Origin of the sequence: Shewanella sp. S1-58-MNA-CIBAN-0166, assembly GCF_040310085.1 — a bacterium.
Classification (GTDB): domain Bacteria; phylum Pseudomonadota; class Gammaproteobacteria; order Enterobacterales; family Shewanellaceae; genus Shewanella.
In genome coordinates, this window is the sequence record NZ_JBEOPN010000035.1 from 24,402 (window position 1) to 49,711 (window position 25,310).

At 41.7% G+C, this 25,310-nt stretch carries 19 protein-coding genes; 4 read left to right on the forward strand and 15 right to left on the reverse strand.

Annotation, left to right across the window (positions count from 1 at the left end; translation table 11 throughout):
- The first annotated feature begins 59 nt into the window (after nt 1-59).
- The gene (locus AAEY99_RS17950; protein WP_351011446.1) at nt 60-596 is read left to right on the forward strand and encodes a YaeQ family protein; all 537 of its coding nucleotides are present in this window, start codon (nt 60-62) and stop codon (nt 594-596) included.
- A 247-nt stretch (nt 597-843) separates the two neighbouring features.
- On the forward strand, nt 844-1,446 hold the full coding sequence (locus AAEY99_RS17955; RefSeq protein WP_351011448.1) for a CBS domain-containing protein: 603 nt from the start codon (nt 844-846) through the stop codon (nt 1,444-1,446).
- A gap of 97 nt (nt 1,447-1,543) precedes the next feature.
- On the opposite strand, the gene AAEY99_RS17960 is transcribed toward AAEY99_RS17955, so the two are convergent.
- The 15 genes from AAEY99_RS17960 to AAEY99_RS18030 form a co-directional block, all read right to left on the reverse strand.
- Nucleotides 1,544-3,988, reverse strand: a complete 2,445-nt coding sequence (locus AAEY99_RS17960) for a S8 family serine peptidase (RefSeq protein ID WP_335692871.1) — start codon at nt 3,986-3,988, stop codon at nt 1,544-1,546.
- Between the two features lie 474 nt (nt 3,989-4,462).
- Nucleotides 4,463-4,840, reverse strand: coding sequence for a rhodanese-like domain-containing protein (locus AAEY99_RS17965; protein ID WP_101086580.1), 378 nt, complete (start codon nt 4,838-4,840; stop codon nt 4,463-4,465).
- A gap of 13 nt (nt 4,841-4,853) precedes the next feature.
- Entirely contained in the window at nt 4,854-5,066 is a 213-nt protein-coding gene (locus AAEY99_RS17970) for a YgaP family membrane protein (protein ID WP_101086581.1), read from the reverse strand.
- A gap of 45 nt (nt 5,067-5,111) precedes the next feature.
- Nucleotides 5,112-8,372, reverse strand: coding sequence for an efflux RND transporter permease subunit (locus AAEY99_RS17975; protein WP_101086582.1), 3,261 nt, complete (start codon nt 8,370-8,372; stop codon nt 5,112-5,114).
- 5 nt (nt 8,373-8,377) lie between these two features.
- Nucleotides 8,378-9,439, reverse strand: coding sequence for an efflux RND transporter periplasmic adaptor subunit (locus tag AAEY99_RS17980; protein ID WP_101086583.1), 1,062 nt, complete (start codon nt 9,437-9,439; stop codon nt 8,378-8,380).
- A gap of 200 nt (nt 9,440-9,639) precedes the next feature.
- A complete protein-coding gene (locus AAEY99_RS17985; RefSeq protein WP_101086584.1) occupies nt 9,640-10,923 on the reverse strand; it encodes an OmpP1/FadL family transporter in 1,284 nt (427 codons plus the stop codon).
- Between the two features lie 406 nt (nt 10,924-11,329).
- On the reverse strand, nt 11,330-12,790 hold the full coding sequence (putP, locus tag AAEY99_RS17990; RefSeq protein WP_351011451.1) for a sodium/proline symporter PutP: 1,461 nt from the start codon (nt 12,788-12,790) through the stop codon (nt 11,330-11,332).
- A gap of 134 nt (nt 12,791-12,924) precedes the next feature.
- Complete coding sequence (locus tag AAEY99_RS17995) at nt 12,925-13,632, reverse strand: DUF3379 domain-containing protein (RefSeq protein WP_351011453.1); 708 nt, start codon at nt 13,630-13,632, stop codon at nt 12,925-12,927.
- Entirely contained in the window at nt 13,625-14,188 is a 564-nt protein-coding gene (locus AAEY99_RS18000) for a sigma-70 family RNA polymerase sigma factor (RefSeq protein WP_011638133.1), read from the reverse strand. Before AAEY99_RS18000 ends, AAEY99_RS17995 begins: the two co-directional genes overlap by 8 nt.
- A 100-nt stretch (nt 14,189-14,288) precedes the next feature.
- Nucleotides 14,289-15,923: a BatD family protein gene (locus tag AAEY99_RS18005; RefSeq protein ID WP_101086587.1), complete on the reverse strand. Its 1,635-nt coding sequence runs from the start codon at nt 15,921-15,923 to the stop codon at nt 14,289-14,291.
- Complete coding sequence (locus tag AAEY99_RS18010) at nt 15,917-18,022, reverse strand: VWA domain-containing protein (protein ID WP_101086588.1); 2,106 nt, start codon at nt 18,020-18,022, stop codon at nt 15,917-15,919. Before AAEY99_RS18010 ends, AAEY99_RS18005 begins: the two co-directional genes overlap by 7 nt.
- A complete protein-coding gene (locus AAEY99_RS18015; protein ID WP_101086589.1) occupies nt 18,022-19,041 on the reverse strand; it encodes a vWA domain-containing protein in 1,020 nt (339 codons plus the stop codon). Before AAEY99_RS18015 ends, AAEY99_RS18010 begins: the two co-directional genes overlap by 1 nt.
- On the reverse strand, nt 19,035-19,583 hold the full coding sequence (locus AAEY99_RS18020; RefSeq protein ID WP_101086590.1) for a DUF4381 domain-containing protein: 549 nt from the start codon (nt 19,581-19,583) through the stop codon (nt 19,035-19,037). Before AAEY99_RS18020 ends, AAEY99_RS18015 begins: the two co-directional genes overlap by 7 nt.
- Entirely contained in the window at nt 19,584-20,519 is a 936-nt protein-coding gene (locus tag AAEY99_RS18025) for a DUF58 domain-containing protein (protein WP_351011456.1), read from the reverse strand.
- Between the two features lie 41 nt (nt 20,520-20,560).
- The gene (locus AAEY99_RS18030) at nt 20,561-21,517 is read right to left on the reverse strand and encodes an AAA family ATPase (RefSeq protein WP_351011458.1); all 957 of its coding nucleotides are present in this window, start codon (nt 21,515-21,517) and stop codon (nt 20,561-20,563) included.
- 248 nt (nt 21,518-21,765) lie between these two features.
- Here AAEY99_RS18030 and fadI point away from each other — a divergent pair, with 248 nt between their 5' ends.
- Nucleotides 21,766-23,076: an acetyl-CoA C-acyltransferase FadI gene (fadI, locus tag AAEY99_RS18035; RefSeq protein ID WP_059744448.1), complete on the forward strand. Its 1,311-nt coding sequence runs from the start codon at nt 21,766-21,768 to the stop codon at nt 23,074-23,076.
- 5 nt (nt 23,077-23,081) lie between these two features.
- The gene (fadJ, locus tag AAEY99_RS18040; protein WP_101087200.1) at nt 23,082-25,208 is read left to right on the forward strand and encodes a fatty acid oxidation complex subunit alpha FadJ; all 2,127 of its coding nucleotides are present in this window, start codon (nt 23,082-23,084) and stop codon (nt 25,206-25,208) included.
- The last annotated feature ends 102 nt before the right edge of the window (nt 25,209-25,310 follow it).

Below are 25,310 nucleotides of genomic sequence, written 5' to 3' on the forward strand. Positions count from 1 at the left end.
TATTATGCCGAGTCTACTTTGTAGTAGACTCGGTTTTTTTATACTTGTTGGAACCTTTTATGGCTGCTAAAGCTACCGTTTTTAAAGTCTCGCTGCAGATTGCAGATATGGACCGTCATTATTATGCCGATCATCAGTTTACCTTAGCCCAACATCCGTCCGAAACCGATACGCGCATGATGGTGCGTTTACTGGCATTTGCCATTAATGCATCCGAAACTTTAGTGTTTAGTAAAGGGTTATGTGTTGATGATGAAGCTGAACTTTGGGATAAAAATCTGAGTGGTGAAATCGATCTTTGGGTTGAGTTTGGTCAAGCTGATGAGAAATGGCTGAGAAAAGCCTGTGGTCGGTCAAAACACGTTATTCTTTATACTTATGGTGGCCGAAGTGTGCCTATTTGGTGGCAGCAGAACCAGCAAGCGTTTGCTCGCTACGATAATTTAACTGTGATTAATTTTCCAGAAGATGCGGTGAAACAAATGGATGTATTTGTTAATCGAAATATGGCGTTACAAGTTAGTCTTAGCGAAGGGCAAGTGTGGTTGTCGGATGCAAATAATAGCGTGTTAATAGAGCCTGAACCGTTAAAGTAGTGGTATTTACGTTATTTGGGTTGCTATCACATTTTGCTATCACATTTTTCTATCATACTTACGATCACAGTAAAGTGAATTTAACCTTAATTTATCAAAAATTAATTAAATTTAATCAAATGGGTCTTGTACTAATAAAATCACAGGCAGATAATCAAATCATGCAGTGAACATCACAATAAATTATAAATCATTAATAAATATGATGTTTCACGTTTCGCGATGGTTGTTGATTAAGGATGTTATTGTGAAGAAATTAGCCCTATACCCAGTAGAAAAAATTGATGAATTAACTTCACCAGAAGCCCATGAAGATATCTCAGTACTATATTCAGCGTTAAATGTGTTTACTGATTTTAAGAAAGTGACGCCTATGGTGATAGAATCGAGCACGTCGGCGGTTAAGGTCGAGCACTTAATGCAGAAGTCGCATGTACGTCTTAAATTAGTCATAGATGATAAAGATAAGTTTATTGGCCTAATCAGCTTTGAGTCTTTACATAATCAAGAAATATTAAAACGTGTTGCAGCTGGTCATCAGCGTGAGCATTTAAGTGTTGCAGATTTTATGATCCCTAAAGAAGATCTGAAAGCGATTGATTTTGAAGATTTAAGTTATGCTCGTATTGGTGATGTTATTGAGACATTACAATCAGCAGGACAGCAACATTGTTTAGTGGTTGACCGATCTAATCATGCTATTCGTGGTGTGCTATCTGCTAATGATATTGCTCGCCGATTAAAGCTTGCTGTCGATGTGAGTACACCAAACTCATTTGCATCTATATTTGAAGTGATTGCCAATATTCAGCAGCCTGCCGTGTTGCAAACAACACAACCTCACTATTAGATTTTTAATTATTAGTCTGCTAACTGTTAAAAAGTTAATCCATCAGAAATAAAAATAGCCACATAATGTGGCTATTTTTGTAATCAACGAAATAATATTACTGGAAGCTTAAGCTCCAAGTATCAATATATCCAGTATCTTGTCTCGCATTATCAACTGCTTTTAATGTCCATACACCACTTGATTCTACACCTGCCATATTAGCCGTATAAGTTTGGGTTAGGTTATCGGTTCCACCACCAGTGTTGTTATGCAGTACAACAGTTTGACCTGTTGGGCTAACTAACTGGATTTTTAAATCACCAATATAAGTATGAATAATTCCAATAGACACTGATACCGTTCCTGAATCGCCAGTGCGGCTAACAGTAATAGGGCTAGTGATACCACTAGTGTTGTTGTCTGGAATCGTATAATTTCCGGTATTGTTGTAGCTCGCTGGGCCGCCTGTGTTGCTGCCACCAGTGCTACCAGCGGTGTAGTTAGCCACTAAATTTACACCACTAAATGCACTATAACCTTGTAGCATCACATAGTAAGTACCAGATTGAGGCGTCGCAATTGGGCAAGACTCTGCATTACCACCTTTCCATGGACGACAGTCGTAACTGCTGCTGGTAGGTGATGCGCCATACTGCACATATAAGTCAGCATCGCCAGTGCCACCACTCATAGTGAAGCTTAAGTCTGTCGCGCCTGCAGGAACGTCTAACGAGAAATATAATTCATCGTTTTTAGCGCCAGCTAGGCCCGTTTTTGCCACGCCTTTTTCAAGTACGCTGTCACCAGAGCCTGTACCTGGATCGGTTGGACCATTACATGATTCGTCTAGATAAGCCTTTGCTGCTGTTGCATTAACCATCCCGTAACCAGTTTGGTTATCACGACCGGCAACGCTTAAGTCATCTGCTGTGGCATTTAATGCCGCACGCACTTGGCTGGCGCTACACTCTGGGTGGTAACTCCACACTAATGTTGCTACGCCTGACACATGCGGTGTTGCCATTGAGGTGCCATTGTAATATTCATAATCTCGATTGCCTTGATTACTCACAGTGGCTGACTGACCCAACTTGGCTTTAAGTGCAAGCCCCGTAGCTCGATCAACAGACATAGACGGAATCAGAATTTCACTATTAGCGTCCACTAGGAAAGGATTTTGTAACCCTGGTAGTGCAGTGTTACTGTATACAATGACACCTTTGGCACCGGCTGTTTTACAGGCTTTAACCGAGTTTATTTCAGGGTAACTTGAGCCTTGGTTGCCTACACGCTCAACAAGACAGATTTTATTGGTCATGCTACCGCAATTAAAACTGGTTCCATTTACAGTACATTCCGCTAAGGTTCCTGTTGCACTTGCGTTAATTGGTGCCGAAGTGTAGCTAGTACCTGACGGGGTTAAACGGTTGTGCGGCACTACACCATTGTTAAAGTATGACTGACCGCCAATAGTTATATCGGCTAAACGACCTTCGCCAACGGTAACCGTTGATAGAATTGCCTCGCCAGGACCTGAAATTTCAACTTGGTCTGTATACTGTGAAAAAGCGGCATGATCAAGATTGCTGTCAACCGCAGCAACAGACATTACGCTATCATAAGATGCTGGGTAGCTATAACTACTGTCGCCAGCATTACCTGCCGCTGCAATTAATAGCACCCCATTGTTATAATGAGCATTTAATGCATTACGCTCAGTTGTGGTTGAACCACTGCCACCTAAACTCATTGTGACTACGTTTGCACCACCTGAAGTAACACAGGTATCAATAGCAGCGACTAAAGACGATGAGTAGCCCCATCCGGCTTCGTTAAACACTTTTACAACATGAATATTGGCATTCTGGTTAGGCATAACCCCGACCACACCTTCATTGTTCGCTATTGCGGCAATGGTACCTGCTACGTGAGTACCATGGGCATTATTATTACCTGGTTGATACCAGTTACCTGTACCTGAGTTATTGGTCCCGGTTGCATTGTTACCACTTAAATCATTGTGGCTACGGTCATAACCAGAATCAATAATACAGATAGTACGATTACCTGCTTGGCTGTCGCTTAACACGGTCGCACCAACAAAGGTTTGTCCCCAAGGTGTTGTTTCCGCAAGCAGTCTACGGGGTAAATCCTCTTCCACGTATTCAACATCTTGACGCAAACGTAATGCTTTAAGAGAGGGAGAATCGAGTTTAACTGAGTAGCTATTACTACGACCTACACGCTTCATTTCTCGTGCCTTTACGCTGTTCAAAGCTCTAAACTGGGTAAATACTTCGTTAGAACGAGGCTCGTAATCCATGCTGTTGTCGGCTTCAACATTCACATTTTGCACAGCGGCATTGCCATTAAGAGTCTGAGCAGCATTATCATTTCTGAACTTAACGATATATCGTTTAGGTAAAGGTGATTGTTGTTCAATCTGTTGATTAGTTGCAGAGAGTTGTGACGGGGTTGGTGCTGCGTTTACTTGAGTTGAAATAGCCAAAGCGAGTGCTGTCATGCTAAGCACGACCGTTGGGTTTTTATGCTTTTTCATATTATCTTCCATGTTAATCAGGGTGGGACGTAATGTCTTTTATAATTATTTTTTACAGATAAGCTATTTTGCCTATCTGTCTAAAAGGTAACCACATTTTTGCCTGGTGTAAACAAGTTGTTAATGTTTGTTGTCAAGTAACTGGTGTTATAGAACGGATTTATTTGAGTTTTTATTCACCAACCATGACTTAACATTCACTTACAACTCGAGTTGGTAGAATGTTATCTTTCGAGCTTTAATGGAGTTAACTTTATGAAAGCGCTTAACTAGAAAGTGCATAAACGGATCCGTTTTATGCTAATAAATAATTATCTAATATTAAATGTAAAGATTTTTTTACAGGAAAAATGTAGGGAGCGAAAGCGGTAAGGTTTATCGTATTGAGATGAAGAGGATGTCAATACGATAAACTATTGTATTTACTTAATAAAACCACAGTTGCAAATGTGTGGTTTTAGATTGTTAGTGAGGTTATCGTGCTGATATTAAGCTATCAAAACCACCCGCATTATAGGTATTGGTGTAACCCTGTTTAACTAATGATTCCTGTGCAATACCACTACGGTTGCCGCTGCGGCAGTAAAGAACCACTTCGGCGTCTGTATCGATATTGAGCTTTGCCAACTCTGGGACGATAATCTCAAATGGAATATTAATCGCACCGTCAATATGTCCAGCAGCAAACTCTTCAGCAGTGCGCACATCAATTAATGTGACACCGCGGTCTATTTTTTCCCAAGCAACGCTAGACTCTTGCTCTGCAGCCCAAGTAGGCATAAGCGATGCCGCTAATAAGACCAACATCGCTAAGATAGATTGAATAGACAGCAGCATAGATTTTTTAAACACGATAATTTCCTTGTTATTTATTTAAGGCTATTTCAGCTGCAGTTTTGACGCCGAACTTTTTCATTATCATCGCAGCAGGACAAAAGCCTGTAAAAGCACTCTGAAATAGATTAGCGCCGACAAATACAGTAAGCCAGACAAAATGTGGACTAACTGTTGCGGTTAACACAAGAGATAATAAAACCATAAAGCCGGCAAAGGCCATAATATTTCGTTCTAATGACATGTTTAGCTCCTTATTGGGCGATGCCCAGTGAATAATATAATTTTGTTACACATGCTTATGTTTCATTACTGAAAAATACAACACTGGAATCACCACCAAGGTTAAAATAGTTGAGATAAAAATCCCAAATATTAAACTAATGGCTAAACCGTTAAAAATAGGGTCATCAATAATAAATAATGCCCCAATTATTGCTGCTAATGCTGTCAACATAATGGGCTTTGCCCTTACCGCGCCAGAGTGGATAACCGCTTGTTCTAACGGAACGCCTGCGGCAGTTTGTTGATTAATGAAATCAACCAGCAAAATTGAGTTTCGGACAATAATGCCTGCCAGCGCTATCATGCCTATCATAGAAGGAGCCGTGAATTGAGCGCCTAATAAAGCGTGCCCAGGCATAACACCTATGATGGTTAATGGAATGGGCGCCATGATGATTAACGGCACGATATAAGATTTAAATTGACCCACAACAAGTAAGTAAATAGCAATCATACCAACGGCATAAGCAATGCCCATATCGCGGAAGGTTTCATATGTTATTTTCCATTCACCATCCCATAGAATCGACACGTCGGTTAATCCATCAGGTTGATTAACCAAATTTTGTTGAATTAGATAACTAGTGTCACCTTTTTCATTTTGCTGATTAATCTGGCTGACCATATCGAACATGCCATAAAGTGGGCTACCCGTTGGCCCTGCCATATCGGCAATAACCATTATCATAGGCACCATATTTTTATGGATAATGGGTGCATTAATCACTTGTTGTTGCACCTTAACTAATTCAGTTAGCGGTACTGTTTCACCTGATTGAGTCGGTAGGCGTAATAACAAGACTTGCTTTAGATCTACTTTAGCGGCTTCATCAAGCTGTAATCTAATCGGCGTGGGATGAGCTAACTGTGCTTGATGCAAGTAACTGACATCCTTACCATCAACAGCAGTGCTGATCGTATCCACAATACTGGCGTAAGAAACACCCATTAAGCTGGCTTTATTTCGATCAATGATCACTTGCCACTTTTGTTGTTGCGCTGGCAAATATATATCCATATCAACGACGTATTCGGTATCTCTGAAACGTTGCAATAAGTCATTGGCTGCTTGTTCACGTAATTCGGTGTTAGGCGCATAAACCTCAGCAACTATAGGCGACCAAACCGGTGGCCCTGGTGGTACCTCAACAATTTTGATATTGGCTTGATAACGTAGACCAATTTTTTGCAACGGCTCGCGTACAGATGATGCAATGGTATGACTGTCGCGGTCTCGATGTTTTTTATCCACTAGATTGACCTGAATTTCACCGAGTTCTTGGCTGCTGCGTAAAAAATAATGTCGTACTAAGCCATTAAAATTCATAGGTGCATGGGTGCCCGCGTACAACTGTAAATGCTCAACTTCTTCCACACTGCTGAGATATTGACTGAGATCTTGTAATACTCTTTGAGTTTGTTCCACAGGGGTGCCTTCAGGCATATCAACCATTACCTGAAACTCAGACTTATTATCAAAAGGCAGCATTTTTAGTACTACAGCTTGCATTACAGGTAAGGCGATAGCGAAGGCAATCAATAATACGATCCCTAAAGCCAAGCCTTTTCGCGCTTTTGGCGCATGTTCGCCGAGTAAAAAAGGACTCATTATTCGCGTAAATAGACGCGTTAATCGATTGTCTTCTTCTACTGGGATACTTGTGTCAGGCGCTTTATTGTTTGAACTATGTATCTTTTTGTGAGGTTTTAACAATATGCGGCTTAACCATGGGGTCATAATAAACGCGATTAATAGCGAAATAATCATTCCCATACTGGCATTAATCGGAATTGGGCTCATGTATGGACCCATTAGTCCAGATACGAACGCCATTGGCAATAGGGCGGCGATAACGGTGAAGGTAGCTAATATCGTTGGCCCACCGACTTCATCAACGGCATGAGGGATGAGCTCGCTTATGGGTTTATCACTCATTGCCATATGCCGATGAATATTCTCTACCACCACGATGGCATCATCGACCAAGATACCAATGGAGAATATAAGTGCGAACAATGAAATTCGGTTTAGAGTGAATCCCCATGCCCAAGATGCAAATAAGGTTATGGCGAGAGTAATGATAATGGCTACACCAACGACGGCAGACTCACGAAGTCCCATGGTGAAAAATACCAGTAGTACTACCGCAGATGTGGCAAAAATCAATTTGAAAATAAGCGTATTAGATTTATCTCCAGCGGTTTTACCGTAGTTGCGAGAGATAGCGACATTGACATTATTGGGAATTAATACGTTATCGACAGCATCGATTTTAGCTAATACGGCATCTGCAATGTCGACGGCATTTTGCCCCGCCTGTTTACCAATCGCGATGGTTATAGCCGGGTAAGTCCCCTTATCTGTTACGTGCCAAACATGTTGTTTAGGAATATCACTTTTAAGGCTCACATCGGCGACATCAGATAAATAAACTGCACGAGGAAATGGACTTTTCTCCGTTATAGATTCGGGTTGACTAACTTTAATCAGCAGATTATTAACATCATCTGGCGTGCGTAAAAACTGCCCCGCTTGCAGTTTTATTTCTTGATTAAACTGTGTCATAGAGCCGACTGTAGACAGTTGGTTATTATCTTGTAATGTGGCACTAATATCGTTGAACGTTACGCCGAAACTGTTCATCTTGACAGGATCAATACGCACATTTAACACCATCTCGTGGCCACCTTGGCTATAAATCTCTCGAGTACCCGGTATCCGTTTTAGCTCTGTTTCTAGGCCCGATGCGACCAAGGTAAGCTGCTCTGCAGTGATGTTTGGATCTTGAGACCAGAGCGTTAACCCCACTATAGGTACGTCGTCAATACCTCTAGGTTTGATTAACGGCTCACCAATGCCTGCTGCATGGTTAAACTTATCGCTGTTTGAATACAGTTGATTGTACAAATTAACCACAGCTTCATCTCGTGGAACGCCGACGTCAAAAATAGCGATAATGAGCGCGCCATCGGGCTGGGAAAATGAGTACAGGGTATCAATGCCTTTTATTTGAGAAATTATCCGTTCTGCAGGTAAGGTGACCTGATTTTCAACCTCCGTCGGTGTGGCTCCAGGGTAGGGGATAAACACATCAGCAAAAGTCACATCAATTTGAGGTTCTTCTTCTTTGGGGGTAATAATCACCGCAAAAAGGCCGAGTAATAAACCTAGAATAGCCAGTAATGGGGTAATGGCACTGTGTTGAAATGCTTTTGCTATTGAGCCTGAAAGGCCAAGTTTTATCGATTCATTAGGTGTTGTCATCAGGTTTACTCCTGACCTTTCGCTGCTGAGGACATAATTAAATATCGTCCAGCATCGATAACAATTTCATCGCCTTCCATTAACCCTGATAATACTTCAGCAGTATTATTCTGATGGTCTACTCGGCCGATACGCACTTGGTTAAGCACAATCTTGTCTGAATGTTTACGATACACTGACGTTAAGTCACTGACTTGATGTATGGCCGATAATGGGATCATTAAACTCGTTCGACTAGGGAAGTTAACGACTACCTTAATCCACTGACCTACAATGACGTCTTCCATGTTACTGGCATCAATATTGACTCTGACTTGATGCTGATGAGTTAACGGATCGGCAAATTGATAGACGTTAATATCATTTGAAATGATTTCATCGCCGTTGAACAATTGAACACTCACTTGCTCCTGTTGTTGCACCTGAGCAACGTCTTGCTGTGGAATTTGAAATACAGCTCTAAGGTGTTGAGTATCGTAGCCAGAGAACAACGCTTGGCCGTAAGATATGGTTTCACCTTGTTCGATAAATCGATGGGTCATTCGGCCACTAAAAGGCGCACTCACGACAGTGTAATTTAAACTCTCTTTGGCCTTTATTAACTGTGCTTGAGCAGCACTGACTGCTTGTTTGCTGGATTTTGCTTTGGCAGTGGCTTCATCCATGGCACCTTTTGATATGGCGCCCTTGGGAAACAATGTTTTATAACGAAGATATTGTGCTTGGGCCTCACTGTTTAGCGCTTCTGCTTTAGCGAGATCCGCTTCTGCCCCCGCGTATCCTGCGCCTTGCTCTTTATTGGTAATTTCTAATAATGCAGCGCCTTGTGGGACGAGATCATTCACATCAAAATGAATATTAATAATCCGCCCTGAGGTTTGTGCAGAAATCGTTGCCGCTTTAATTGCTTCAATTTTTGCATCATAAATACGGGGTTGATATTGTTCTGAATACTCTAGCTTTAATGTAGCAACATCAGAGGCTTGCACTGTATAGGATACTATTGTGGCTAGTATCGTTGTTGCGAGAATTGTGCCGAGGAATAAATTATTAGATAAGCGAGACATAGTGATAGCCTAATGTGAAGTCTATAAGAAAATTCTAATGGACTTTGCACCGTTAAGCAACCGATATATTGTAAAATCGTATAGATTAGAACCCTATGATATAAATGGCATAAAAAAACCGCCAATTAACAATAAAAGGCGGCTTGGTTGGAAACTTCTAGCCCGTGGTGAGCGGACTAAAAAAGGGTAAATACTGCTAATTAAAAACTGTAGTTATATTGTACTGAGTAGTAAACCGCATTTGAACGCGTTTGTGCTGAAATCTCACTGTTGTAGCCAGGCACTTGAGCAAGAAGGTTACTATTTTCTAGTACAGTAACATCTTCTCCGCGTACAAAAGCGATACCTAAATCAACGCTTGATTTTGCATTTAAATCGTAACTCACACCCGCGGTGTACCAAGTGCGATCAGAATCAGGTATTGATAATGATGAATGCTGATTAACTACGCCCTGATCGGTTGCGACACCTGCGCGTAAAGTCCAGTCTTGAGTGAGGTTATAAGTCGCGCCTAGGCTTAAGAACCACGAATCTTTCCAGTGGTATTCTTTTAAATCTGCTTGGTCGACACCATTGGCACCATCTTTAACCACGATTTTGTCGAATGCACTCCAATTAGTCCACTGTGCAGTGTAATGCACGGCAAATTTATCCGTTAGCTGGTGGAAACCGGCAAACTGAGCAATATCAGCGATAGGAATATCAATTTCATTGTATTCAGTGTAAAGATAATTTACATCACCTTTGGCGGTAAGTTTTGGGCTAATACGATAACTTAAACCAAAGCGATTATCTGGATTAACTTCATACACAACACCAACAATCCCACCTAATGCCCAACCATCTGCATCGACATCGACTAGACTGCCAATCTGTGGGTTTTCGCTAGTACGAGTTAAGGTTCCGCTGCCGTAAACGGCATCAACACCAAAACCAAAACTGAACTCATCATTAATGCGATAAGACATACTGGTGTTGAAGTTAATAGTAACCACTTCTGTATTACCGAGTAAGTCTACTGGAGGTGGCAGTGGTACTGCATTGCCGCTAATGGTAGGGGTTCTGTTTGCCAAGTCACCTAAATCGGTGCCAGTGCCGTAGTTACTGAATACCGCAACGCCAAACGCCATTTTGTCATTAATTGGATTGATGTAATAAAAATTGGGGATAACTTTTGCTTCTGCTGCATTATGCTCACTACCAAAAGCAACGTCTTGTCCGGCAAAACTGCCTTGTGCATCAGATACTGATACATCAATGTCTGCATAAACAACACCTAAAGATAGTGCTGTTTCATCAAAAAGAGCCATGGCTGCAGGATTACGAGATAGAACCGATGCGTTGTCAGCAATAACGGCATCACCCGCCATTGCACGACCAATACCAGTAGCAGATTGGCTGTTTAACTGAAAACCAGCAGCGGACGCTTGTGCACTGAGTAGGCCTACCGCGGTAGCAATGAGGGTCTTGTGGAATTTATTCATTATTATGTCCCATTTATTATTACCGTTTTGCACAAAGTTTATTCACTTCAAGCATTTGACGGTCAAAATTTTAGGCATATTAGGTAAGTGTGACTAATGTAACAACTCCGACCAGATGTTAGTTGTTGTTAATATTAAGTTAATTCTGGTTTTTAATGGTGAAGTAGGTGTTTGATAGCATGGCAGTATATGTAAATTTATCAGCAGTTTTAGACAACCATTACTGTGCAGTTAGTTTAAGTTAAAGTTTATTCATAGTGGATTTTAGAGACTAATCAGATGAGATTTATCGAAGCTTGTTAGGTCATTCGTTGGTATTGACACTCGATTATAAGATTAGTAGCTCAACCTCTGCAATTACAGCGGTTGAGCTATTAAAATGACTAATACAGCCTTTTATTGGAGTTTATTGTGTTTTTAAAGATTCACGAAAATCGGCAAAGTCGGCGATAGTTTTCGGTGTTGGTTGTGACATTTTACTGACGATTACCCCCACTAACATTGCGAAAATAAATCCAGGGACGATTTCATACAACTCAAAAATACCGCCAGTCAGTTGTTTCCACACGACAACGGTAAGAGCACCCACTAGAATGGTTGATATCGCACCATTACGGCTATAACCTTGCCAAAAGAGTGATAATAACACCACGGGACCAAATGCAGCTCCAAACCCAGCCCATGCATAACTGACGAGTCCTAATACGCTGCTTTCAGGATTAAGTGCGACAACGCCGGCTACTAATGCAATGGCAATAACGCCAATACGGCCTACTAACATTAACTCTTTACTGCTGGCTTGTGGACGTAACCATTTAAGGTAAAAGTCTTCTGTGATGACACTAGAGCAAACCAGTAATTGTGAGTCAATAGTACTCATAATGGCAGACAAAATAGCTGCAATCAGCAAGCCGCCAATCCATGGATTAAAAGCGGCATGGGCTAAATGAATAAATACTGTTTCTGAGTTCTCAAGTGGCTCTGCAGCAAAATAAAGACTACCGGCAATACCCGTTGCTAAGGCACCAACTAACGACACTAACATCCAGCTCATGGCGATACGACGAGATAACACTAAATCTTTTGGACTGCCGATAGCCATAAAACGAGATAAAATATGCGGTTGGCCGAAATAACCTAATCCCCACGCCAATAGCGACACGAGTCCAATGACGGTGGTGTTTTCGTTAATAAACGACAACATAGCAGGATCGATTTGTTCAAAACTTGCTTGAGTATCGGGTTGGCTGAAAATTGCAATGGGTACAATTAATAATGCAATTAACATTAAGCAGCCTTGAAAGAAGTCAGTCCAGCTGACGGCAAAAAATCCACCTACGAAAGTATAAGACACAATGATGAATGAACCGATCAGTAAGGCGAGGTTATAATCGAGGCCGAATACTTTTTCAAATAATATCGCACCGCCCACCATGCCTGAAGAAGCATAGAAAGTGAAAAAGATCAGGATCGTTAATGCCGAAACCAATTTCAATAGTCCATGAGAGTCATTAAAACGGTTTTCAAAAAAATCGGGTAACGTCAAAGAATTATTGGCAACTTGGGTATAAATTCGCAGTCGTTTTGCAACAAATAGCCAATTAAGCCACGCACCAAACACTAACCCAAATCCAATCCAGGCTTCACCTAAACCACTTAAATACACCGCGCCAGGTAAGCCTAATAACAACCAACCAGACATATCTGATGCGCCAACACTTAACGCTGTTACTGCGGGCCCCATTTTGCGACCACCGAGAATGTAATCATCAACAGTGTCTGTTTTACGATAAGCCCAGTAACCGATACCCATCATTAAGGCAAGATATCCGATAAAGGTAATGATGATTGGTGTTTGAATTTCCATATTGCTTCCAGGTGATTATTTTTATGGTCGACATGCTAGCAGAAGTTTGATCTAGTTCACACTTTGATTTTTTAATATGAAAAAAAATCCGCTATTCCAATGAAGTAGCGGATTTTAAATCATTAATTTATAAATTAAATAAAGGTGTTTTCAACTTCTTTTTTGACAAACTCAAGGTCAGAAGCGGGCTCACCCACTAACACCATATAGGCGTCGGCTGTTTGAAAACTTTGGCCTTTGTATTGATTGTCTGCAAATGCTTCTTCTAACACAATACGACTTTCGACGGGCACAATAAACAAAGTGATTTTGTTTCCGTTCTCGTCAGCCATCACTAAATGCAATGATTTAACACCTTGGAAGTCGCAATAAGAGGTGTAAAAAACACGGCCTGGTTGTTGGATAAATTTCGAATCACTTAATCCTTCTAAACTGGCTAGTTTAAAGTTTACGTCATTAAAACCAATATCCTGTTCCATCACTAATGCTTTGGTTTCATGATGAACATGAGCCAACGAGTTTTCCCCTAAGTTTACTGGCGTGAAGCGTAATAAACTAAAGCTAACTCCCACAATAAAGGCAACTGAAGCAGCCATTGCCATTAAGTAACGGGTCTGTTTTTTGTTTTTTTGATGCTGACTCAATTGCTGTCGTAAAATTAACTTATCAGCAAGCCCATCAGGCACGCTAATATTGAGTGCTTGAGTGAGTCTATGATCAAATGCTTGTAGATCTTTGACAAATTTAGCATCGTCTTCATTTTCAGCTAAATGAGCTAAAAAATCGTCGGCTTGATTATTGGGGTCACCGTATGCATGGCGACGAAACTGTAGATCATCCATTTGATTGACCTCTTACCTCTGGTGCTTCGAGAGCGTCTTTTAACTGGTTTCTGGCTCTAAATAAACGGGTCATTACCGTATTTCGATTGAGTTCTAGCATGGTGGCAATCTCTTCACCACTAAACCCGCCAATCAGCTGCAATAACAACGGCTCTCGATATTCGATATCGAGTTTACCTATTTGACGACGTAACCAATACTGCTCGGTATCTTCTTCATGACTTGTCGATAGTACATCTTCAAGTAAATCTTGTTCTACGTCGCTGTAGTCAAATTGTTTACGCTCAAAACGTCTGGCATTTTCCCGTCTTAAAATGGTAATTAGCCAGGCTTTAGCCGCTTTTTCGTCATTTAATGAGTCCAAAGAACGCCACGCCCTTAAGAACGTTTCTTGAGTAATATCTTCAGCAACATGTTTATCACCACACAACCAAAAGGCGTAGCGAAATATGTCGGTGTGAAGAGCCCTGACAAGGCTATCGTATCGTCGTTGTTTTGTTAGCATCTCAGATAAGACCGCAGGTTCGGACTTTTTCTTTCGCAATGAATCAAACATTTTTTAACTTTTTTGAGTTAATAATATGTAACAGCTTAAAAAGGAGGAGGATTAATAGCAAGCTAAATAGCAGCATCTAGCTACTATTAGCTTTTTAATGTTATGGATTTAGCTCTGCTATTATTGATTTTTTATTGGCGAGAGGGGGTTGTTGATAAGCCAAAATGGCATCCATTAACGATTTTTTATCAATCGCTTGTGGTTTATTGCTGTATTTGTCTGCTTGTAGCTTATTCATTGCTAACGCTAATTGTTCTGATAAACCGCTGATTTGAGTCAAAGTCATCAATTTACCTAAACGTTCGCTAAAGTAGGCTTGTACCGCAATAATCGCCGCACTGCTGTCGTTACGGTCGCATGCATGAATAATTGCATTGAGTCCAGTCGTTGCTGTTTTTCTAGGTATTTTGAGGTTTTTATTGTCTTGATTAAATTGTGGCAACGTGCGGTTTACCGATGCTGCTTTACGCCATAATACTAAAGTGATGAGCCATAATACCGCCAGAACAGCACTCAGTAACGGCCAATATCCGCTGGCTTGAACTGCGCTAAAACTATCCGCTGGTGGAATATCTGTCGTAGCCGTTGTGCTGCCTATCACGTTAATCGTGCGGGCTGGCAATGTGGCAAATTGTTGCTTTTTAAGATGTGGGTTCCACCAAGGAACATTTATCTCAGGTAGAGTATAAGTACCTGGTTTTGTTGGCACAATAGCAGTAGTGATACTGTATTGTGATACCACTTGATTGTCGCGAACAAAAGTTTGTCTTAACGGCTTTTCTGGATAAGCTTTTAAGCCGTCGGCCAGTGGAATATCGATGTCGGGTAAACTAGTGTCATCGGTATTAGATGCAATTAAACTAATTGTGCGGGTAATTGGGCTGCCCACTTCAAATTCGTTGATATCGTCCGGCCACGTCTCTTTTAATACCGCAATATCGCTGACTAACCATTTTCCTTGGTAACTTGGTGGTGTTGAATTGATTTGAATGACTTCTCTTTCCGCTTCTGTTTGCATTGGCCGACTTTCATTAAAGCCAAACATACCTCCGCGTCTAGGGGCTTCAACAAGTACATCGCCTGAGAAACTGGCGCCGTTGATAACTAACTCCCCTGGCAGATCGGCAATAATACCGTAAGTGCGTTCAATTACTCTAAAGCGACGGCCATCAATGATCTCACTGCCATCTTTGTCTTCGCCTATTTGCTTGATTTGCGCGCCTTCAATAACGGGAGCACTTAATACTCCTCGTTGTAATTCTACTGCAAGGTATAGTTTTACTTTATAAGTGATTAATTGGCCGACATAAGCTTCTGAGGCACTAGTGTTGATGTTAATAAATACGTTTTGTACTTCGTCGGCAGTTGAACCTTGTGGAATAACTTTTAAGGTAATTGGGTTTGAGCTAATTCCTTTGATGTTAAACGCCGGTATGGTGACATTGCCCACTGACTTAGGTGACAATAATACCTGCCAGCGAGTTTCTTTGGTGGTGTCAAAGTTAACCATTTTAGTGCTGCGGCCAACGCTAGTTCTTCCAACAATAAAGTCATCGAGCAATACTGAGGTATCTAATGCCCCCGCATTTAGATCATCATCGGCAATAATATCGAGTACGAAATACTCGCCGGTAACAATTGGATTTCGGTCTATGGTTGTTTGTACTTGGCTAAGTGCAAATACCGGTGCAGCAATGATGAATAGCAATAGGCTAAAAAAAGTTCTGATTACCACTGTTCATTTTCCTTAGGCGGTTGACTATTTTGACGACGTTTTTGATATTCAAGCTGCATTTTATTGCGGATTAACACTTGTGGATCTTCGTTTATGGCGCGAAGGGCACGTTGCATATCTGCAGGCAAATCATCTTGATTAATTTGTGAAGCCGAGATCATTTCTGATGGTTTGCCATCTTTTATGTCTTCGGTATTTGACTCTGTTGACGACGGTGCAGCACTCATTTTTTGGTTGCCATCATCTTGTTGGTCTCCATTTTTAGTTGCACTGGCCTGCATGCTAGATTCGTTACTAGCTGGAGAATCTTGCGTTGAATCATATTGCTGTGAAGTGTTGTTATCTTCAGAGGTTGATGATTGTTGATCCGAACCATTTTGTTGCTGACCATTTTGCTGTTGTGCTTCGTTTTGTGACGATTCGGATTGTTTATCATCTTGTTGTTCATCACGGTCTGATGGCTGATCACTTTGTGATTGCGGTTTATTATTATCAGATGAACGATCATTTTTATTGTCAGATTGGTTTTCAGCGTTCTGTTGTTGGTTTTGTTGGCCAGATTGGTCTTGTTGACCTTGTTGGTTTTCCTGTTCACCAGACTGTGATTCGTCGGAATCTGCTTGTTGAGATTCATTGTTATCAGAAGATTGCTCTGATGTAGAGTTGTCATCATTTGAGTTAGATGGATCTTGCTCTGATTTATCAGATTGCTGATCTGATGACTCTTTTTGTTGTTCAAGCAATTGCTGGGCTAAGGTCAAATTCTGTTTTGCTTCAGTAAACGGTGATTGAGCCGCAATAGCTTGTTGATAACGCTTAATGGCCTCTTGATAATCTTTAAGCTGCATTAGGGCATTCCCTTGGTTATATAAACCTTGGGCGCTGCTGTCTTGTTCATAGCCTTCTAGCGCTTGTTGATAATTACCGGCTTTGTATTGCGCAGAGGCTTGCCATTGTTGGTTTTCGAATGTTTCCGCTGCTTGGGTAAATTCACCTTGTTCAAATGCAGACTGTGCTTGTTGGTCTTTAGTTTTCCATAAGTCCTGCCACACAGAGGCTTGTGCTGGTTGACTGTTGGCTAGACTAAATGTCATTGCCGTAGCGAATAGCAAGCTAGGGCTAAGCATGAGGGTTAATAATCCTTGCCTAAAACTCATTAACATCGGGATGATTAATAACATAGCTAAATATGGACCCAGATCTTGCCAAGTTTCGCCTGCAAGATCCGTTTCGGTTGCCTTGCCATCAGTTGCCAGCCAGTGGGTGAGGGTGGAGATATCGCTACCATCTGTTTGAGCTGGCACAAGGATCCCTTGGTGTTGTTGGACAAGTTTCTGCAATAGACCGTAATCGGTTTTAGCGACAACGATTTCATTACTATTATCACGCAATAATTGACCATCAGCTAAACGAATGGGTGCACCTTGTTTACTGCCAAAAGCCATGATCGATAAACGATAACGGCTGTTAAGTGCGCTGCTTGCTTGATTAAATTGTTGTGCAGAAATGCCATCGGTCATGACAATAATATCGCCACTGACATGACCACCTTGAGCCAATAGTTTTTCTGCTAGAGATAACGCCGCTGTTAAGTTAGATCCTTTAGTGGGCATAATATCGGGTGATAATGTTGGCAGTAAGTTTAAAATAGTGTCACGGTCGCGGGTTAACGGGCTAATGGTATAAGCATCACCAGCATAGGCAATCAACCCTGTTTCGCCTTCTTTTAATTCATTTAATAAGTCGGTCGCTCTAAATTTAGCGTAGGACAAGCGATTTGGACTTAAGTCGGTGGCATACATGGACTGAGACATATCCATAATGAGCACTCGACCTTGTTCGGTTGCAAATACTGGCAGATTTTGTTTATTTAATGCCGGCCCTGAAAGCGCAATCACGGCGACTATCCAACTGGCAATTAATAGCCATTTGGGCTGATGACTTTTCTCAACCGTTTGGCTGATTAGTAACTGACTTAAATGTGGGGCGATATATTGTTTCCATGCTGATTGCTGGCTATGTTTACGCCAAAATAATGCACTTAATATTAATACCGGGATGAACCCTAATAGCCATTCAGGGCGAATGAAATGGATCATTATTGATTCGCCTCTTTGGTTTGGTTAGTTTTAGTCTGGTTGGTTTTAGCCAATAACTGGGCAGGCCATTGTTGCTGCAAACTGATTAAAAAACTAATCAGTAATGACATTAATAACGGCCAATAAAATAACTCACTTTTGGGACGATAACTCAATTGATCACGACTCACCGGTTCTAACTTGTCTATTTCTTGATAAATGCTGGCTAACTCTTCACTGTTTCGGGCTCTAAAATAACGCCCCTTAGTCATGGCAGCTAATTTTTTGAGTTGGCCTTCGTCTAAGTCCATTGATGGATTAATGCGCTCTTTTCCAAAAATAGTTCGGCGTTCTAATATTTCAGCGCCAACCCCGATAGTATAAATAGTGATGTTACGTTTCGCGGCAATTTGTGCGGCGACTTCTGGTTCAATATTACCTGCATTATTAGAGCCATCCGTTAACAGAATGAGCACTCGATTACTTTCGTCAACTTTATCAAAGCGCTTAACCGCAAGTGCAATGGCTTCACCGATAGCGGTTTGCTTGCCGACTAAACCTATCTGAGCATCATCTAAAAATGTAGCAACAGAGCGGCGGTCTAAGGTGAGTGGGGCTTGTAAATAAGCATGATCAGCAAATAAAATAAGTCCGAGTCTGTCACCTTTACGACGTTCGATAAAGTCACTAAGTACATGTTGTATTAGGGTAAACCTGTTAACAGTTTGTCCATTTATGACCATGTCTTCAATTTGCATACTGCCGGATAAATCCACCGCAATCATTAAATCACGGCCTTTTGCCGGTAATTCTATGGGATCGCCAAGCCACTGTGGTCGAGCGATTGCTAACAACAACAATATCCACATTAGCCAGTAACGTTTTCTGCTGCTTTTTCGGTTTACTGAGCTGGACACTGTAACCGTTGTAGCGATGCCGGGTAGCTGTAGATGTCCGCCGACATTATGTATGTTGATGCGTTTTATCAACAACGGAAGCGGCAGTAAGATTAATAACCATGGCCAATAAAATGCTAGCATTTGGCCTCCAGATATGAATTATTGGATGATAACGTTGTATCACTAAAAGGACGTTTATTGCTTAGCCAGGCTTTCGCTAAAGATTTTAATTGAGCTTTTTCGGTTTGATCTAAACCACTTGCTTGATGTCGCTTAATTAATAGTTGACCAATTTTATGTTGCTGGCCAGAGGCGAGGCGAGTATCTAACCAATCAAACCAAGGCTGACCGTTGAGTTTAGCGAGGTGTTCACGCGGTAAATAGGTAAGTGCGGTGCGTTTGAGTAAGCTGTTAACCTGTGCTGCAAAGGTATCATCTTCAATATCATAGCTATCTAGTAACGTCAGCGCGATTTTTCGTGGTGCATGATATTGATGTTGTTTATATAAACGCTTAACTAACCAGATTGCTAAGGTTATTAATATTGTTGCAATTATCCAATATCCAGGTGCGATAGGCACTGCACTAATTGGCTCTGGTAATACAATATCTTGCATTTGCGCTAAAGCGGAGGCTTTGGCGTCAATCGGCAATGGCTGTGTTGGTAAGTTAGCAGTGGTCATTTAACGTAAAATATCCAATTGTGCACTGAGCGGTTTAGCGGCATCGATGAATTTAGGTTGTACTTTTATCATATTCATTAATGAGACGAATTGCTGTAACTGCTGTTGCTGAGTACTTAACCAGGCTTCATAACTTTGACGTGTTAGGGTCAGTTGTTGTTGGCCATCTCGTACGGGTAAAGAAAATTGTTTGGGTAACGCTAAGGTTCCCTGCCTTAATGGATCGGTTACCACAAAGGCACCAATATCACAGTGACGCGACAACTCTGTTAAAGGCGCTAAACATTGCTGGTTGATATGTTGGCCGTCAGTAATAATCCAAATCAGTGACCCAGGCTTAGCAATGCGCTGTAGCCGTTGGCAGGCTTTAAACATATGGCCGGGATCGGGTGATAATTGATTTATTTTGTTTAATTGTTGTTGATGGACATTAATTAACCCTGAGGTTAACTGTAAAATACCTTGACGGCGACTACGTGGCTTTAGCTCTAAGTGAGTACTTTCACTGGCAATTAATGCCCCGAGTCTATCGCCATGGTTAATGGCATTCCAACCTAACGTTGTGGCTAAATGAGCCACTTGTACCGATTGTAATAGTAGCTGGGAGCCAAAGTATAAGCTGTGGCTCAAGTCTATCAATAGCAGGATAGGGCGTTCGCGTTCTTCAACAAACAACTTAGTATGTGCAACACCTGTTCGTGCAGTGACTCGCCAGTCTATAGTACGAACGTCATCTCCATTTTGGTAATGACGTACTTCAGCAAACTCCATACCGCGGCCTTTTATTTGGCTGCTTCGGTGACCAGACAATGCTGCTTTCGCCCGCGATTTGCGATCGGGTATGGCGCGGGATAAGCTTTGACAAGCAATAAGCTCTTGCTCATTTAAGCTCACACCATCACTGTAAAGTGGTAATGAATTAGTTGGGTTCATCATAATCTAATCATGCTTAATAATAGGTGCTCGTGCTGCAACATTTACGGTACGGCAACTTGACTAAGAATGTGATCAATCACCTGATCTGCCGTAACGCCTTCCGCTTGCGCTTGATAACTGAGTAACAAACGGTGACGTAACACATTAGGCGCAACAGCTTGAATGTCTTCTGGTGAAACAAAGTCTCGTTCATGTAACCAAGCACGCGCTCTGGCGCAACGTTCCAGTGAAATTGTGGCGCGAGGACTGACACCATATTCAAGCCATTTAGCTAAATCAGCACTGTAGCGCGCAGGTTGTCGAGTCGCCATCACAATTTCAACGATGTATTTCTCTAACGGTTCAGCTAAGTAAATATCTAATGCCTGATCTCTTGCTGCAAACACATCGGCTTGTGCGACGGGGTCTATCGTAGGCAACTGATGTGTTTTGGCCTCTTTACGCGATTGGCGTAAGATTTCGACTTCGGTTTCTGCGCTAGGATAATCGAGATTTAAGTGCATTAAAAAACGATCTAATTGCGCTTCTGGCAGCGGATAAGTACCTTCGTTTTCTAGCGGATTCTGTGTAGCCATCACTAAGAATAGTGGTGGTAAAGGATAACTATTTTTACCAACGCTAACCTGGCCTTCAGCCATGGCTTCTAATAGCGCTGACTGAACTTTAGCTGGGGCACGATTAATTTCATCTGCTAGGATTAGATTATGGAAAATTGGCCCCGCTTCAAATTCGAATGTCCCTGTTTGCTGACGATAAATATCAGTGCCAGTTAAATCGGCAGGCAATAAATCGGGAGTGAACTGAATACGATGAAACTCGCCTTCTACTCCATCACATAATGCTTTTACTGCACGAGTTTTGGCTAAGCCAGGAGGACCTTCAACTAATAAATGTCCGTTTGCGATAAGTGCTATCAGCAAGTTCTCAGTTAATACGGGTTGACCTAAGACAACATTATCTAAATAGGTGCGTAGTGAGTGGAAACGACTTAACGGCATAGCTGTACTCAATTTATTTAGTTGGCATTGGGATTATTACACCCTATGTTATGAATTCTATTGGTTTTTGGCTAGTAGGATTAACACAATTTAACTCTTTATGAAGTAGATAGTTGTAAACGCCTGTTTAAAACTATTCAATAAAAAGTTAGAATCAGGTCACACTTTGATGGTCTGACCAGATTATCTGGCAAAATAAAAATTTACCGGCAGAGCCGAGATAAGCTAACAATAATAGAGGGTGACACATGAGTGATAGACAACAAGTAACAAATTCCCGGGGTGAGCGCATTGCGATTGTTGCCGGTTTAAGAACACCATTTGCAAAGCAAGCAACCGCCTTTCATGGCGTATCAGCGCTAGATATGGGCAAAATGGTGGTTAATGAGTTGCTGTCTCGCTCTGAAATCGACTCTCAGTTAATTGAGCAGCTTGTCTATGGTCAAGTTGTGCAAATGCCTGCAGCACCCAATATTGCTCGTGAAATTGTACTAGGTACTGGCATGAATGTGTCAACAGATGCTTACTCTGTCACCCGAGCTTGTGCAACCAGTTTTCAGTCGGCGGTTAACGTAGCTGAATCAATTATGACCGGCAATATTGAAATCGGCTTAGCTGGTGGGTCTGACTCGTCTTCAGTACTACCTATTGGAGTATCAAAAAAGCTTGCACATGCTTTAGTCGATTTAAATAAAGCGCGTACTTTTAAGCAAAAATTTGCGATTGCACGTCGTTTAGGCTTGAAAGACCTGATGCCGGTACCGCCAGCGGTTGCTGAGTATTCAACGGGTTTGTCTATGGGGCAAACCGCAGAACAAATGGCTAAGACTTACAACATTAGCCGTGCAGATCAAGATGCATTAGCGCATCGTTCACATACATTGGCTACTGAAACGTGGAATTCTGGCGTGCTTCAACAAGAAGTGATGACAGCTCATATTCCACCTTACAAACAGTTTATTGATCGTGATAATAATATTCGTGAAAACTCTGTATTAGAGTCTTACGCCAAATTGCGTCCCGCATTTGACCGTAAGCACGGTACCGTTACTGCCGCCAACAGCACGCCATTAACCGATGGTGCATCGGCCATTATTTTAATGAGTGAAGGTCGTGCTAAAGCCTTAGGGTATCAACCTATTGGTTACATCAAGAGTTATGCGTTTACGGCCATCGATGTATGGCAAGACATGTTAATGGGGCCTTCGTATGCGACGCCATTAGCATTAAAACGTGCTGGAATGGAATTAGAAGATTTAACGCTGATTGAAATGCACGAAGCATTTGCGGCACAAACATTGGCCAATATGCAGATGTTTGGTTCTAAAAAGTTTGCAGCAGAGAAGCTGGGTCGTAATCGCGCGATAGGCGAAATAGACATGAGTAAGTTTAACGTATTAGGCGGTTCATTAGCCTATGGTCATCCTTTTGCGGCAACCGGTACGCGTTTGATTACCCAAGTGTGTAATGAACTTAAGCGTCGTGGTGGTGGTACTGGTTTAGCAACTGCTTGTGCTGCTGGCGGTTTAGGTGTGGCAATGATTTTGGAGGTGGAGTAATGAGCATGGAAAAAACATTTAATTTAGCTCGTCGTGACGATGGTATTGCCATTTTAACAATGGACGTTCCTGGCGAAACCATGAACACCTTAAAAGAACAATTTGGTCCTGAAATTAGTGAAATATTAACTGAAATCAAAGCTGATAACAGCATTAAAGGCTTGGTTGTTATATCTGGTAAGGCTGATTCGTTTGTTGCCGGTGCCGATATCACCATGTTAGCAGCTTGCAAGAGTGAAGCTGATGCTAAGGCATTGTCACAACAAGGTCATGTGGTTTTTTCTGAGCTTGAAGGATTATCAATTCCTGTTGTTGCTGCTATCAATGGTGCTTGTTTAGGTGGTGGCTTAGAATTAGCGCTAGCGTGTCATTTACGCGTATGCAGTGACGATAAAAAAACCATGCTAGGGGTGCCTGAAGTGCAACTGGGTTTGTTGCCCGGCGGCGGCGGTACTCAGCGTTTACCTCGACTAGTCGGAATTGCAACTGCGTTAGATATGATGCTTACTGGCAAGCAAATTCGTCCTAAACAAGCATTAAAAATGGGGTTAGTGAATGATGTTGTGCCTAACTCTATTTTGCTTGAAACCGCGATAGAGCTAGCAAAAAAAAGTAAACAAGCTGCAAAACCTGTGGTGCAATCTAAAATTAATCAGTTTTTAGAATCATCTTCATTTACTCGCGATATTATGTTTGATCAAGCTCGCAAACAGGTAATGAAAAAAACTCAGGGGAATTATCCTGCGCCAGCTAAAATCATCGATTGTGTTCGTCAAGGTATGAATAAAGGCATGGTGAAAGGGCTTGAGGTTGAAGCAACTCATTTTGCTAATTTAGTGATGTCGAAAGAGTCGGCAGCATTACGTAGCTTGTTCTTTGCCACCACTGAAATGAAAAAAGAAACTGGTGCTGAAGGTGCTGTGCCACGCAAAGTTAAAAAAGTAATGGTATTAGGCGGTGGGTTAATGGGCGGTGGTATTGCGTCTGTAACAACCACTAAAGCTAAAATTCCAGCGCGTGTCAAAGACATTTCAGAGCAGGGATTAAGTAACGCACTATCATATGCTTACAAACTGCTAGATAAAGGCGTTAAGCGTCGTCATATGACACCTATAGCGCGTGACAATATCATGGCATTAATGACAACGACGACTGAATATACAGGTATTAAAGATGCCGATATCGTTGTTGAAGCGGTATTTGAAGATTTAGCACTTAAACATAAAATGGTTCAAGACGTTGAGCGTGAATGTGGTGAAAACACCATTTTTGCTTCTAATACGTCTTCATTACCGATTGGTCAGATTGCCGCAGCGGCAAGTCGTCCTGAAAATGTGATTGGCCTACATTACTTTTCTCCGGTAGAAAAAATGCCGTTAGTTGAGGTGATTGCCCATAAAACCACATCGCCAGAAACGATTGCAACTACAGTGGCGTTTGCACGCAAGCAAGGAAAGACACCTATTGTGGTTCAAGACGGCGCAGGTTTTTATGTAAACCGTATTCTAGCCCTGTATATGAACGAAGCTGCGCAGTTATTACTTGAAGGTCAACGTGTTGAACACCTAGATCGCGCATTAGTGAAGTTTGGTTTCCCTGTGGGACCGATGACTTTGCTTGATGAAGTGGGCATTGACGTAGGTGCTAAAATTTCGCCAATTTTAGAAAAAGAGCTCGGCGATCGCTTTAAAGCACCTGCAGCATTTGACAAGTTATTAGCCGATGACCGTAAGGGTCGTAAAAATGGTAAAGGTTTCTATCAATACGGACCTAAAGCTAAAAAAGCCAAATTGGTTGATGAATCCGTTTACAAAGTGCTCGATATCTTAATCGCTTCGGATAAAGAAGCAAAAGATGTGGCAGAGCGTTGTACTATTCAAATGCTCAATGAAGCTGTTCGTTGTCTTGAAGAAGGGATTATTGCCTCTGCAAGAGATGGTGACATCGGTGCTATATTCGGTATTGGCTTCCCGCCATTCTTGGGCGGCCCGTTCCGTTATATCGACACCTTAGGTGCAAGTAATTTAGTGGCAACTTTACAAGGTTATCAATCACTGTACGGTGACCGTTTCGCACCGTGTGATACGTTAGTAAAAATGGCTAGTGATGGCAGCCAATTTTATAAAAAGTAAACCGAGTGATTGTTATTGATAATATTTAACCTGAACTCGGGATAAGAATTGAACTAAACGCCCTCTTTACGATCAGATCTTTCGACCAAGAAGGATTTAATC